Source organism: Paenibacillus hemerocallicola (genome assembly GCF_006265175.1).
Taxonomy (GTDB): Bacteria; Bacillota; Bacilli; order Paenibacillales; family NBRC-103111; genus Paenibacillus_AB; species Paenibacillus_AB hemerocallicola.
This window is the reverse complement of the sequence record NZ_VDCQ01000120.1, coordinates 1-13,050: the sequence shown is the minus strand read 5'-3', so window position 1 is coordinate 13,050 and position 13,050 is coordinate 1. Positions and strand designations below refer to the sequence as shown.

Genomic DNA, 13,050 nt, shown 5'->3' with positions numbered 1-13,050 from the left:
GCAATCGGCAGTATTTTGTTACGCTAACGAGGAACGATAGTGGAGAACTTCATGATAGCTCCCTTTTCGTTTGTATAAGTAACGGTCAGTAATCAACAACAAAAACGCGTTCAAACGTTAAACTAGAACACTTCGATGGCCTTCATGCATACGATAAAAGCTTGATCAATAGGTTAAAAAGCGCGAGGAGAGGAAAGGTGAAGTACTTGAAAGCGAATCGGATGGAAGCGTTCAGCGATGGCGTGCTGGCGATCATCATCACGATCATGGTGCTGGAATTTAAAGTGCCGGAAGGCCATGACTGGTATGCATTGATTGAACTCGGCCCCAAAATTTTAAGCTACATCTTCAGTTTTGTATATATTGGGATCTATTGGAACAATCACCACCATCTGCTTCACATGGTTCGAACGATGAACGGGCGGCTAATGTGGCTTAACTTGCTGCTTCTCTTCTGGTTATCCCTTGTGCCGTTCACGACTGCCTGGATGGGTGAAAGCCATTTTGCAGCAACACCAACGGCGCTGTACGGTATTGTTTTACTACTCGCGGCGCTTTCATACTGGCTGCTTCAGCGCGCGATCATAAACCAGCATTCCAACGATTCCTCATTTGTTCTGGCGATGGGCAAAGACTTGAAGGGGAAATTATCTCCCTTGCTCTACTTGCTCGCGGTCTTGACCGCTTATGTGAGTCCCTGGATATCCGGCTTCTTTTTCGTACTTGTTGCCTTGATCTGGTTTTTACCGGATAAGCGAATCGAGCATGCCTTACGAAGCCATTAAATTGAACGGAATGCTCTAATTACCAGATGATTGCGCTAATGGAGTACGATAGCTCAATGAAACGCAAAGAACGGCAGCCGGTCAAATGGCTGCCGTTTTTTCAACTAACGAGGCAGGATAGTTATAATACCATTGATCATTTGAAAACGTTTGACAAACGAATTGCAATTTGAGATGATATCGTAATTTCTATATGTCAGTTACGGTAATTCCATTCAACAACTTTAAACATTGCTACTAAAAACTACACCAAGTAGAGGGAGTGATATTTGAGATGGGAATTGATGAGATTATTAGTGTAATTCCTTATGATGAAAAGTGGATTGCCTTATTTCAAAACGAAAAAATAAATCTTCTTAAAGCTTTCGGAGACGATGCTATCGACATACAGCATTTCGGCAGTACCTCGGTACACGGGATGTTTGCAAAACCAATTATTGATGTTTTGATAGGCGTGAAAACGCTTGAGTTGAGCAATTCCGTAACTAATAAACTAACACAACTTGGTTATGAAGGGTTCGGAGAAACTGGTGTAAAGGGAAGATTGTATTTTCGAAAACGCCAAGAACATGCCTATAATCTTGCTGTCGTCATTTGGAATGGCGAGCAATGGGTAAATAATCTTCTCATAAGAAATTACTTGCGAGAAAACCCGCATGTAGCCAAGCAATATTGTGAAAGAAAACTCGACGCCATCAAAAAAGGATATACTACACTGCTGTCTTATTCGGACGAAAAAGCCGATTATGTATCCAAATTACTCGATCAAGCTAAGAAAAGTATTGGATAGGGGCAGACAAAACAATGCTTCTAAGGTAATTGCTCAAATGTGGAGATAATATTGAACAAAAAGCGTTGAGCTAAAGGGTACGATAGTGGAGGGAGCCTGCTTCGTAGCAGCTTCTTTTTTGGTTTTAAAGTAACGGGAGTATAGTTGAACAAACATGGTTACGGTCGGGTTTCAGTAAAAGATCAGAACCCGGAACGGCAGTTAAGTTCCGGGAGCTAAAGTCGGAATGGCGGATGGGCTGCGTCATAAACGCAAAGGAACCCCCGTCCCATTAGACGAGGGTCCGTGCATTTCGCACTGTGCGGCGTGGCGTTGCATGACGACGGTCGACCGCGGGTGCCGTTATTTCTTCTGCTTGGCGTCCGCGATAATTTTCTCCGCCTGCTCCTGCGCCTCGCGCAGCGCCGTGTTTACGTCCTTTTTCCCTTCGACGATTTGCTGGACGAACGAGGTGAACGATTTCTCCACGGTCAGCTGGTAATTGCTCTTGGGTACGCCGGGGGCGATCTGGTTGTAGTAGAGGGCGTTCCAGTTTTTGTTTTTGAACGGCGTGTCCTGGGCGAACGCTTTGCGGGCCGCGTCGGTCGTGGAGACGGGCATGATGCCTTTTTTCGACTCGGATATTTGCGTCTCTTCAGAAACTAGAAATTGGATGACCTCCATGGCGGCATCCTTCTGCTTGGAGGTGGAAGTAATGCCGAATACGACGGGCATCGATTGCGACCCGATCTTCGGCTTATCCGCGAACGTAGGCAGAGAGACAAGATCCCAGTCGATCGCATCGATATTCGGGATCGAGAACGGGAAGTTGGAGTTGAACACGAACATGGCGATTTGCGGCGTATCGGTAAATTCCAGCCGGTACGGAAGCCGCTTCTTCTCGGCGATATATTTCTGGTAGCCCTGACCTTGCGCGGGACGGACGATATACGTGTCGATCAGCCTTCTCCAGCCGTCGTTCAGAAACGTCGGCTTCTCGGTTTGGACGTCCACATAAGGAATGGACAACTGGTTGTTGCCCAATATATGCGCGGGCGAGGCGGCGAAGCCGAAATATTGCTGGCCCTGTTCCTCCCGGTCCAGCTTCTTGGCGAGCTCGAGCGTCTCATCCCAAGTCATGCCGTCCTTCGGATAAGGGACGCCGAATTTATCGAATATGCCTTTGTTGTAATACATCACCTGCGTCAAGTTGCTGATCGGCAGCGCATACAATTTGCCGCCGCCCGATTGCCGCAAGCTTTCGAGCACCTGCGGCTCGATGGCGTTGAGGTTGATTCCGCGCTTTTTGACAAGCTCGGTCATGTCGTATTGCAGCTTGGCGCTGTCCGCCAGCTCAAAATAGTAGGCGTCGGTCTGATACAGGATATCGACCTGCTTGCCTTGCGCCATAAGCTCCGCAAGGGTGCTGCCCTGCTTGCTCTGGACGTAGGAGATTTTGTAGTCGGGAAACTTGGCGCTGATCCGGTCCCCGAACGTTTTGTTGAAGCCTTCTACGGCGCCTCCCGAGTTCGTGTGAAAGACGAGCTCGACGGGCTCGGCGTTTTTCTTCTCCGCAGCGCCGCCCGGATCGGCGGCGGCCGGGGATTGTTCCGCCTTGCCGCCCGAGCAGCCCGCGAGCAGCACCATGGCCGCGGCGAGACCGGACAGTCCGAGCAAGCCTCGATTAAGCATCGGCATAAGCATATTCCTCCAATCCGAGTCCTCGCAAATCGGCCGCTTTGCCGTCGCGTTCCGCTTCGTATAGCCGCCAAATGACCCGAAGGCCTTGCAGGCTGCCAGGACCGTCGGTCAACGGCCGCTTGCCCGTCCGGATGCATTCGAGGAAATGCTCCGTCTCATACTGCGTCTTCTTGCCGGGATGGTTGTCTTCCATCAGCACGCGCGTCTTCGACGACGTATCGAGATCGGCTTTCTCCGCCGCGATATTGGAGTGCAGATACAGCTTGCCCTCCGCCCGATTGTACTCCAGCATGCCCTCGGTGCAGTGGATATGGATGCTGTAGCCGAGCCGCGTTCCGCGCGCGCCCCACGTGCCGAAATGATAGCCGACGGCTCCGTTCTCGAATTCGATCGCCAGATCGCTCGTGCCCTCGCGCTCCATCCAGGGGGTGCCGAAATTCGTGCCCATATGGAAGCCTTTGACCGGCCGGCCGAGAAACCAGAGCATCAGATCGATGTAGTGGCAGCCGTGGCTGAACAGCTGGCCTCCTCCCAGTTGATCCGCCGAACCGGTCCAATGCCCCGGAGGAAACTGCGTGAACTGCTCGGTCCAGATCGACATATGAAAAGCTTCCCCGTACGTCTTGGCGTCGATCAAACGTTTCATCTCTTGGACGATCGGCCAGAAGCGGACCGGATATGCGGTCATCAGCACGAGCCGCTTGCTCTCGGCTTTCTCGATCAGCCGGAGGCACTCCTCCTCGGTATTGCAGAGCGGCTTCTCCATAAGCACGTGCTTGCCCGCCTCGAGACAGGCCAGGCCGATCTCGCAATGCAAATCGTGAGGCAGAGCGAGCAGCACCGCATCGACATGCTCCCACAGCTTCCTGTAATCGGTTACCGCAACTTGTGCGCCTATCCGCTCCGCAGCCGCCTGCGCGCGGGCGGGATCGATGTCGCAAACGGCCGTAACCTTCACCCGGTCGCCTAGCGCCAGCAGACCGCTGGCGTGTCCGCCTCCTCCCATTCCGCCGCAGCCTATTAATCCGATACGGATCATTTCCATGTCGACCACCCTTTCTCTCCATATTTCAATATGCCAACCTATGAAATATAATAAGGGCATATCGGCTGCATGGCTTTGCGGCCTGGGTCCAACCTTTTGCCATTTTGGTCGGGGGGCGATAGTGATGGAAAGTTCGGATCGTCCGAGATACGTTCTCGGAGAAGAGCTCGCGATTCGCAAATTGGTTACGTTTTATTACAGGGAGATGTCCCGGCAGTTTTATACGAGCGGGGAGAAGCACGACTTCTGGGAATTCGTCTACGTCGACAACGGAGAGCTGGAAGTGTTTACGGATTCGGGACGGCACCACTTGGCGCAAGGGGACATGATTTTCTACAAGCCGAACCTGTTTCACGGGGGAAAGGCGCTTAACAGCACCGCACCCAATCTGATTATCCTCTCGTTCGAATGCACCGCGCCGTGCATGGCTTTTTTCGAGGACAAGTCGTTCCGTCTGCACGAGAATGAGCGGCTGCTGCTGTCCCGCATCGTCCAGGAAGGGCTGCAGGCGTTCGATCCGCCTATCAACTCCCCCCATTTGGCCGGATGTCCGAGCAAGCGGGACGGAGCCGCATTCGGCGGAGACCAGTTGATCCGCAACTATTTGGAAATACTGCTCATCGAGCTGATCCGCAAAGGGGCGCCGGGCAAGGACGCAGCCAGGCTGTCTTCCGTATCCGTCGAGCAGCATGGGGACGAATTCGTCTCGTCCGTAATCGGCTATTTGCAAAACAATCTGGCGCGCAGCTTCAAATTCGATCAGCTGTGCGAGGAGTTTGCGATCAGCCGCACGCGTATGAAAGCGCTATTCCGGGAGAAGCACGGCATCGGCGTGATGGAATATTTCAACCGGCTGAAAATCGAACAGGCGAAACGGCTCATCCGCGAAGAAGCGGCGACCGTCTCGGAAATCGCCGAGCGGCTCGGCTACAGCAGCCTCCACTATTTCTCCAAGCAGTTTAAACGCATTATGGACATGACGCCTTCCGACTATGCCCGCTCGATCACCGCCCGCGCGGAGCGGATACGCGGCAAGCCGCACGACTCGGTCGATAACGGGAGGTAACAGGTTGCGCGTGGGCGGATTTTGCAAGTACCGGTATTGCGCAAGTTGAAGGAAGGAAATCGGTCTGGCGATCCGCAATACCCGACAACTAACACGAGGTGATATCGATGAAATGTCTGGAGCTGCCCATTCCTGCGCTGCCTCAGCTCGTCATGGCCGGACACACGGTCTGGCCGCCGGAGACGAAGCATTTCGAGAGACGCTTCGACTTATACGATGTTGTTTTCGTCAAGTCGGGGACGCTGTACATGACCGAGGACGGCGTCCCGTACGAAGTGAGGTCCGGGGAAGTACTCGTACTGGAGCCGGGTTTGATGCACTACGGACATAAAGCTTCAGGGGAGCAGACCGAAATATTTTGGTTTCATTTTGTCCATAGTCCCCGGGCGCGTGTCGTCGACAACCGCGACATTCCGTGGAAGACCGTGCTGCAACAGGGGACGAGCCTGGACGTGAAGCCCCCGAGCCATGTAATGATATTGCCGAAGCACGCCCAAACCGATTTCAAGCTGTATGAATCGCTGCTGGAGCGGCTGGTCGAGCTGCAGCAACTGCTCACGCTGGAGCATTCGCTCGAGATCCATCTCCTGACGATCCAGATTTTCTCCCTCCTGCAATATTCCGTGTGCCGCCAGCTCGCCCCGCAAACCAGGGCGATTTCCGAGAAGGCGATCGATTATTTGAAGCTGACGATGCGGGAGCCCTTCAGTGCAAAGCATATGGAGCGGGAGCTTCATTTCGATTACGACTACATATCGCGCTGCTTCAAAAAATACACGGGTATGACGCCTGCCAAATACGTCCAGCACCTCCGCATCGAGGAAGCGAAAGCGCTGCTGCACCGGACCGATCTTCCGCTGGCCGACATCGGCGAAAGGATAGGCATTCGCGACGTCAACTACTTTGTCCGGTTATTCAAGGAACTGACGGGCACGACTCCGATCCGGTATCGCGTATCGGGCAGGGGCTACGTTTAGAATTCGGGCGAATAAGGAGGCGTATGGGTCACATCGGACTTTAGGCAAAAGCGAGTGGAAGTCGACATCGTGCTATGGCAAGTCGGTCTGGCCCGTTTGAATTGTGTCGCAGATGCGCTACCTTTATAGAGAAAGCGATATGAAGGGGGAAACGGAATGAAAGCGCTATACCAAAAATCGGGTGCTATGGCGGCATTGATTGCGCTCGCCGTGACGGGGGCCGGCTGCGGCGGAGGCAACGGCGGAGATGCCGTCGAGGGAACGTCGGGCGAAGGCGGGGCCAAACCGGCGGAGACGGCGGGCGTCGATATGAGCAGGCTGGTGACGCTGCGGTTTTGGGCGAATCCCGGCAAGGCGATTTTCGACCAAGAAGTGGGGAACCGAATCAAGCAGAAGTACCCGAACGTGACGATCGAGTTTATGGACCCGAGCAAAAAGTCGCTGCAGGACAGCATGACCGAGCTCGTCACGGCCGGAACGATGCCGGATCTGATCTGGCTGCCGAACGCCGCCGCCGTCCAGACGATCAAGAAGCTGGGCGTGGAATACGATTTGACCGAGTTGATCAAAAAGAACAAGTTCGATCTGCTGCGGTTCGACGCGGCCCTGCTCGAGAACGTGAAAAGCCAAGGCGCAAAAGGCGAAATGTATGCGCTTCCGTGGCAATCCGGACCGGCTGCGATGTTTTACAACAAAGACATTTTCGACAAGTTCGGCGTCGGCTACCCGAAGGACGGGATGACTTGGCCTGAAGTTCTCGAGCTGGGTAAAACGCTTACCCGGATGGATGGAATCCAGTACAGGGGCTTTGACCCGGGCTTGTACAATCATTTTCAGGAGGAGTACGGCATCGCGGCCTATGACGCGAAAACCAACCAGGCGGCTTTTACGACGAATCCGAAATGGAAGACGATTCTCGAATTTTTGCAGCAGGCGTACCAGTTTCCCGGAAACTACCCGGCCGATAAAGCGATCGGGGCTGACCGCAGCGGCTTCATGAAGGACAAAAATGTGGCGATGCTGCCTTGGGCGGCTTATTTCCAGCCTTTTCTCGAGGCCCGCAAGGAGGGCTTGAACTTCAACATCGTCTCGCTGCCGACTTGGCCCGACGCGAAAGGCCAGGGAAGCGCAAGCGTGGGGGCGGCGCTCGCCTTGACGGGGACGAGCAAGCATAAGGAGGAGGCGTTCGAAATATTGAAATTTCTCGTCTCCGACGAGGTGGAGACGGCGAACAGCCGAATCGGCTTCGCCCCCGCGATCCATTTGCAGAGCGCCAAGGATCAGTTCGGCAAAGAGCTGGCCGGCATGGAAAACATCCGCGTATCATCGGTGTTCTACAACAAAATTACGCCGCTGCCGATCGTGGACCCGCTGCTGGAATCGGTATCGCAGAAGCCGTTTTTCGGCACTGCCATTCAGGCGGTCGGAAAAGGGCAGAAGGATGTGAACACGGCGCTAAGGGAAGCTCAGGAAGCGGCGAACAAAGCCATTCAGGAAGAGCAGAAAAAATAGATCGAGCGTGCGGAATACGGACGAGCAGGACAGAGCGGACAAAGCGGAAAGAGCGGACAGAGCGGACAGAGCGGAAAGAGCGGCAGAGCGGACAGAGCGGACAGAGCGGCAGAGCGGACAGAGCGGACAGAGCGGACAGAGCGGAAAGAGCGGACAGAGCGGACAGAGCGGACAGAGCGGAAAAAGCGGAAAGAGCGGACAGAGCGGAAAGAGCGGACAGAGCGGAAAGAGCGGACAGAGCGGACAGAGTGGACAGAGTGGACAGAGCGGACAGAGCGGACAGAGAGCGGGATAAATCGGATGAAGATCAGGACCGGACTTGGGCCGCGAGCTTTGCCGGGAGGCAAAGCCGGTCCAATGGCCGGCTCGAAAGGCGGAATATGCAGATGGGTTCGAACAGACGGTCCGTTCCGGACTATTGGAAGTGGTTCACGGAGGGCCGGTACGGCGCGTTTATCCATTGGGGGCCTTATGCCGAATACGGCCGGGGCGAGCAGTCGCTGTTCAGGGAGCATATGGATCAGAGGGAATACGAGGAGCGGGCGTGCAGGTGGAATCCGCAGCGGTTCGATCCGCAGCAGTGGGCGTACGTCATAAGGAAGGCGGGCATGAAATACGCCTGCTTCACGACCCGGCATCACGACGGATATTGCATGTGGGATACGAAGTATACCGACTACTCCAGCGGCCGGCAGGCGCCTCGCCGGGACTATGTGAAGGAGTTCGCGGAGGCGTTCCGCGCGGAAGGGCTGCGCATCGGCTTGTACTACTCATGGACCGACTGGCGTATTCCGGCGTTTTTCGACGGTCCGGACAAGGACCCGGACGGCTGGGAGGCGATGCGCCGTTACATGCACGGTCAGGTCGAGGAGCTATTGACGAACTACGGGCCGATCGACCACTTTTTTTTTGACGGGGCGTGGCCGCGCACCTATGCCGATCTGGGCAGCACCGAGCTGCTGGAAAAGATGCGCAGGCTGCAGCCGCATATCCTGATCAATAACCGGCTCGGAGCTGCCGGACCCGGGCAAGCGGGCCATGCGGACGGCGGACAAGGCGCCGGGGAGAGAGCCGACATGGGCGACTTCGGCACGCCCGAGCATCGGATCGTTGCCGATCCGGACCGGCTGTGGGAATCGTGTCAAGTGACGACATGGCGTCTGTGGGGATATGCAAACGGCGAACGTTGGCGACCGGCCGATGTTTGGCTCGACATGCTGTGCGAGTGCGCGGAGACGGGCGGAGGCGGGGGAGGCAATTTGCTGCTGAATGTAGGGCCGCAGCCCGACGGACAGCTTCCCCCCGAATTCGCGGAGCGCGCGCTCGAGGTCGGCCGTTGGCTGGACGTGCACGGGGAAGCCGTGTACGGCACGGACGGCGGAGCTTTGACCGACTTCGTCACGCGCGGCCGTCAGACGATGAAAGGGAATTGCCTTTATTTGATTATCCGCTTCTGGGACGGCCGACCGGAGCTGCGACTGGCCGATATGACGTCTCCGGTGCGCAGCGTCACTTTGCTGACGACAGGACAGCCGCTGGCGTTCGAGCGACAGGGCGACGATCTGCTCATTCGCGGCTTGCCGTCGGAGCGGCCTACCCGGCTGTTCCCGGTTATCAAGGTGGAATGCGAGGGCAAGCCCGAGACGAATGCGTGGGGCAAGCAGCGGCTGTGGGCCGGCGACCCCGGCCGAATCGCCGACTGGGCGAGGACGCGCGGCACGTCCGTGTACGCGGGCGGTGCCATTCCATAATCGAACAGAGCGGTGCTATGCGCGCGCAGTAGTATCGAAGTCTGCTGAACGTGCGGGATTAACTGTAAAACATGTATTTATTTATTCGGAAGCTATCTTGTTTCCACTATTAACTGGAAAAAGTACAGCTGTTTCCGCTCGTTTTCGGCCATTTAGCGGTCTCGTGGCGATTTACCTTCATGTTTTCCAGTTATTTTGGCGAATTTCGCTCCTTTTCTTAATTTAACTGTATATTATCCATTTGTTGAAAAAGTCAAAAAGAGAGAATTGTCATACAAAAAGAGGTGGGGGAAAGGTGCAGAAAGCGAAGCGGTTGACTTTAAAATCGTGTTGTAACCGCTAGAATCTTAAAAACAACACGATTTTAACGGATGTGGAGCGCATTCCCCCACCTCTTGTCTTCGGAGCTTCCTCTTTGCAGACTTTTTCAACAGCCTCATATTATCCAGTTGTTTTGCAAAGGGCCAGGCTTTCGTTAAGCTCGTTAGCCTTAGCGGGACGTTTACCGCCGTTCATGAACCGAATGCCCGTATTCCGGGCTGCCGGTCGGTATCGCACCTATCCGGTCAAGCGGAGAGTGTTCCGGTCGGCTCGTGCCGGGGCGAAGTGGAACGTCGCATATCGTTGAGGTATATTGGTAATGACGACCGTCCTAGACGGTCCGATAACCGAAACGAACGGAACAAGGAGACGACGCCATGCTGTTCATCGACAACCGCGGCATAACCGATCCGACGCTCAATTTGGCGTTGGAGGAATATGCGCTGATCAAGTTTCCCTCGGATGAGGATTATTTGTTGTTCTACATCAACGAGCCGTCGATCATTATCGGCAAAAACCAAAATACGGTGGAGGAAATCAACGCCGCCTACGTGAAGGAACACGGTATCCATGTCGTTCGCCGTCTGTCCGGCGGAGGCGCGGTATACCACGATCTCGGCAACCTCAACTTCAGCTTCATTACGAACGACGACGGCAAGTCTTTTCACAATTACCGCAAATTTACGGAGCCGGTCGTACAGGCGCTGCACAAGCTGGGCGTTAATGCGGAGCTGACCGGACGCAACGATATTCAGGTCGGCGAGCGCAAAATATCCGGCAACGCGCAGTATTCCGCGAAAAACCGCATGTTCAGCCACGGCACGCTGATGTTCGATTCGGAGATCGAAAATGTCGTATCGGCGCTGAACGTCAATCTCGAGAAAATCCAGTCGAAGGGAGTCAAATCGATCCGCAGCCGGGTGGCGAACATTTCCGAGTTTTTATCGGAGCCGATCGGGATCGGGCAATTCAAGAGCAAGCTGCTGGAATCGATCTTCGGCGGAACGGACGTACCCGAGTACAAGCTGTCCGAAGCGGATTGGGAAGCCGTCCGCAGGCTGGCCGACGAGCGTTACCGGAGCTGGGACTGGAACTACGGCAAATCGCCGTCCTTCAATGTCCGGAAGACGAAGCGGCTGGAAGGCGTCGGCACGTTCGACGTCCGGCTGAACGTCGAGGGCGGCAAAATATCCGACGCTACCGTATACGGCGACTTCTTCGGAGTCGGCGAGGCGGGAGAGCTCGCGTCCAAGCTTGTCGGCGTCAAGTATGACGAGGCGGCCGTACGGGAACGGCTGGAGGACGTCGATTTGACCTATTACTTCGGCAGGATTACGAAGGAGCAATGGCTCGAGCTGATGTTTTAGGGCGAGTTTGTCGGGGAACGCAAAGGGGACTGTTGGAAAGAGAAACGTTGAGGGTAAGAGCTGGACCGGAGTGTGAGAAGCAAAGGCTAGAGGAGCAAGAGCAAGAGCAGGAGCAGGAGCAGGAGCAGGAGCAGGAGCAGGAGCAGGAGCAGGAGCAGGAGTAAGAAACTAAAAGTAAGCGGGAAAAACTAAAAAAAAAAATTGAAGCAAAAACAAATCCCTCGTTGCATGCAACGGGGGTTTTCAATGTGGGCCGGCATATGCGCCGTATGCGACGGCAGGTTCCAGTCGTTGCGGCGGGACGAAATAACGGATGGTTGTGCCTCGCATTCCATCCGTTTTGCGCAGATAGTCGAAAATAAGAGCTTTTTGATACCATTATCTCCAATACATGTGCCTAAGTGAGACGGGAAAGCAGCCCAATTGCGGCTGCAATCGTCCGCCCGATTTTTCCATAAAGCCGTTTTTTCAGCGGAATAAGAGGTGCAAAAGAACGCTATCCTTTGTCTCCTTCTGCGAATTCATGTTCCGCGAACCAAGTCGGTGCCGAGCGTCAGGCCGGTCAGGGCAGCATTACTTTTTTTGCCTGTACTGGGTTGGTGAGATGCCGTACTTGGCCCTGAATACCCGGTGAAAGTACGTGTAGCTGCCGAAGCCTGACGTCTCGGCGATTTTGTCCAGCGTCATCGTCGTAAATTTCATTCTGTCGCTGGCAATCGACAGCCGGACCTCGATCGCGTACTCCATGATCGTCTGGTTGAAGACGGATTTGAACAAATGCGCGGCGCGGGAAGGACTCAGTCCCGCATGCTTGGCCACTTCGTCTACGCGCAGCGGAAGCGTCGCGCGCTCGGCTATATAATGCTTCATCCGCTGCGCAATTTGCAGCAGCTCGTTCTCTTTGCCCGTCGAGCTCTCCGTCGCCATGCGGTCCAGAATGAGGCAGAGCGCCCTTAGCAAGTAAGCGGTTGCATTATCCCCGCTGCCGATTTTCGTCAATCGGTGCTCGAGGACGATCGCTTGAAAAATCGAAAGGACATTTTGGTGCAACGGAATATTGACGACCGTCGCCCGTTCGGATTGCCTCCACCATTGCTCCAGCCATACTCCTCCGCACGATAAATAATAGTTGCCGCTGATCAGCTGACGCTTGCTCTTGGCGTCCGGCTCCGCGTCGAACTGCACCTGCACGGTGTCGCCCGGCTGGGTAAAGGTCAAATCCCCGGGCAATACCGTCAGCCGCTCACCGTTTATCCAAAGCCGGCATTGCCCTTCCACCTGCAGTCTGATATGGTAGCCGCCGCTGCGCCTTTTGCGGCTCCGATACGGCTCGTAATGGTAAGCGTAATCCGCGTACGTTACTCTGACCTGCGATCTTTGTCCGGTAGGCGGCAATCGTTTCACTCCAAGTTAGCAATTTTGTTCATGCCCATATTATATACTTCATGTTTCCGGAAAAACAGATGTGCTATTAATGGAGATAGTAATCGATTGCAGCATGACGACAGCGATTTCAACCAAAGGGGAGAGCGAAATTGGCGCAAAGAGAATGTAGCGGGCTGATGGCAAGTCGGACGGTGAAGGAACGGAGAAAGGTCGAGCGAAAGATGGGAGACGCGACTACGAGAGAAGAAGTTAGGAGAGAGGAGGTTAGGAGAGAGGAGGTTAGGAGAGAGGAGGTTAGGAGAGAAGAGGTAGGGAGAGGAGAGGTTGGAAGAGAAGAGGTTGGGAGAGAAGAGGTTGGGAGAGAAGAGGT

At 54.7% G+C, this 13,050-nt stretch carries 12 protein-coding genes; 9 read left to right on the top strand and 3 right to left on the bottom strand.

The features are described 5' to 3' along the window. Positions 1-206 precede the first annotated feature (206 nt). Both FE784_RS39665 and FE784_RS39660 read left to right on the top strand, forming a co-directional pair. Positions 207-785 carry a TMEM175 family protein gene (locus FE784_RS39665; RefSeq protein ID WP_139607823.1) on the top strand — a complete coding sequence of 193 codons (579 nt, stop codon included), beginning with the start codon at positions 207-209 and terminating at the stop codon, positions 783-785. Positions 786-1,059: 274 nt separating this feature from the next. Continuing rightward, positions 1,060-1,575: a GrpB family protein gene (locus FE784_RS39660; RefSeq protein ID WP_139607822.1), complete on the top strand. Its 516-nt coding sequence runs from the start codon at positions 1,060-1,062 to the stop codon at positions 1,573-1,575. Positions 1,576-1,917: 342 nt separating this feature from the next. On the opposite strand, the gene FE784_RS39655 is transcribed toward FE784_RS39660, so the two are convergent. Continuing rightward, positions 1,918-3,252: an ABC transporter substrate-binding protein gene (locus FE784_RS39655; RefSeq protein WP_176706863.1), complete on the bottom strand. Its 1,335-nt coding sequence runs from the start codon at positions 3,250-3,252 to the stop codon at positions 1,918-1,920. Then, on the bottom strand, positions 3,239-4,300 hold the full coding sequence (locus FE784_RS39650) for a Gfo/Idh/MocA family protein (protein ID WP_176706862.1): 1,062 nt from the start codon (positions 4,298-4,300) through the stop codon (positions 3,239-3,241). The genes FE784_RS39655 and FE784_RS39650 overlap by 14 nt, the downstream gene beginning before the upstream one ends. Positions 4,301-4,424: 124 nt before the next feature. Between FE784_RS39650 and FE784_RS39645 the strand changes: the two genes are divergently transcribed. From FE784_RS39645 to lplA, 6 genes are all read left to right on the top strand, one after another. Then, positions 4,425-5,366, top strand: a complete 942-nt coding sequence (locus FE784_RS39645) for an AraC family transcriptional regulator (RefSeq protein ID WP_176706861.1) — start codon at positions 4,425-4,427, stop codon at positions 5,364-5,366. A gap of 107 nt (positions 5,367-5,473) precedes the next feature. After that, positions 5,474-6,343: a helix-turn-helix domain-containing protein gene (locus tag FE784_RS39640; RefSeq protein ID WP_139607818.1), complete on the top strand. Its 870-nt coding sequence runs from the start codon at positions 5,474-5,476 to the stop codon at positions 6,341-6,343. A 156-nt stretch (positions 6,344-6,499) separates the two neighbouring features. Next, positions 6,500-7,855, top strand: coding sequence for an ABC transporter substrate-binding protein (locus tag FE784_RS39635; RefSeq protein ID WP_139607817.1), 1,356 nt, complete (start codon positions 6,500-6,502; stop codon positions 7,853-7,855). 7 nt (positions 7,856-7,862) lie between these two features. Continuing rightward, entirely contained in the window at positions 7,863-8,150 is a 288-nt protein-coding gene (locus FE784_RS39630) for a hypothetical protein (RefSeq protein WP_139607816.1), read from the top strand. Positions 8,151-8,241: 91 nt separating this feature from the next. After that, a complete protein-coding gene (locus FE784_RS39625; protein ID WP_139607815.1) occupies positions 8,242-9,606 on the top strand; it encodes an alpha-L-fucosidase in 1,365 nt (454 codons plus the stop codon). A 698-nt stretch (positions 9,607-10,304) separates the two neighbouring features. Continuing rightward, the gene (gene lplA / locus FE784_RS39620) at positions 10,305-11,294 is read left to right on the top strand and encodes a lipoate--protein ligase (RefSeq protein WP_139607814.1); all 990 of its coding nucleotides are present in this window, start codon (positions 10,305-10,307) and stop codon (positions 11,292-11,294) included. A gap of 573 nt (positions 11,295-11,867) precedes the next feature. Here the strand turns inward: lplA and FE784_RS39615 are convergent. After that, a complete protein-coding gene (locus FE784_RS39615) occupies positions 11,868-12,689 on the bottom strand; it encodes an AraC family transcriptional regulator (protein WP_176706860.1) in 822 nt (273 codons plus the stop codon). Positions 12,690-12,829: 140 nt separating this feature from the next. On the opposite strand from FE784_RS39615, the gene FE784_RS39610 reads away from it, so the two are divergent. Then, positions 12,830-13,050, top strand: a 221-nt coding sequence (locus tag FE784_RS39610; RefSeq protein WP_176706859.1) for a hypothetical protein, incomplete at its 3' end; no start/stop codon positions are given.

Bases quoted from the DNA above. Each gene is read 5' to 3' on its own strand.
- lplA (WP_139607814.1), top strand. From the start codon at position 10,305: ATGCTGTTCATCGACAACCGCGGCATAACCGATCCGACGCTCAATTTG.
- FE784_RS39625 (WP_139607815.1), top strand. From the start codon at position 8,242: ATGGGTTCGAACAGACGGTCCGTTCCGGACTATTGGAAGTGGTTCACG.
- FE784_RS39640 (WP_139607818.1), top strand. From the start codon at position 5,474: ATGAAATGTCTGGAGCTGCCCATTCCTGCGCTGCCTCAGCTCGTCATG.
- FE784_RS39645 (WP_176706861.1), top strand. From the start codon at position 4,425: ATGGAAAGTTCGGATCGTCCGAGATACGTTCTCGGAGAAGAGCTCGCG.
- FE784_RS39635 (WP_139607817.1), top strand. From the start codon at position 6,500: ATGAAAGCGCTATACCAAAAATCGGGTGCTATGGCGGCATTGATTGCG.
- FE784_RS39650 (WP_176706862.1), bottom strand. From the start codon at position 4,300: ATGGAAATGATCCGTATCGGATTAATAGGCTGCGGCGGAATGGGAGGA.
- FE784_RS39655 (WP_176706863.1), bottom strand. From the start codon at position 3,252: ATGCCGATGCTTAATCGAGGCTTGCTCGGACTGTCCGGTCTCGCCGCG.
- FE784_RS39660 (WP_139607822.1), top strand. From the start codon at position 1,060: ATGGGAATTGATGAGATTATTAGTGTAATTCCTTATGATGAAAAGTGG.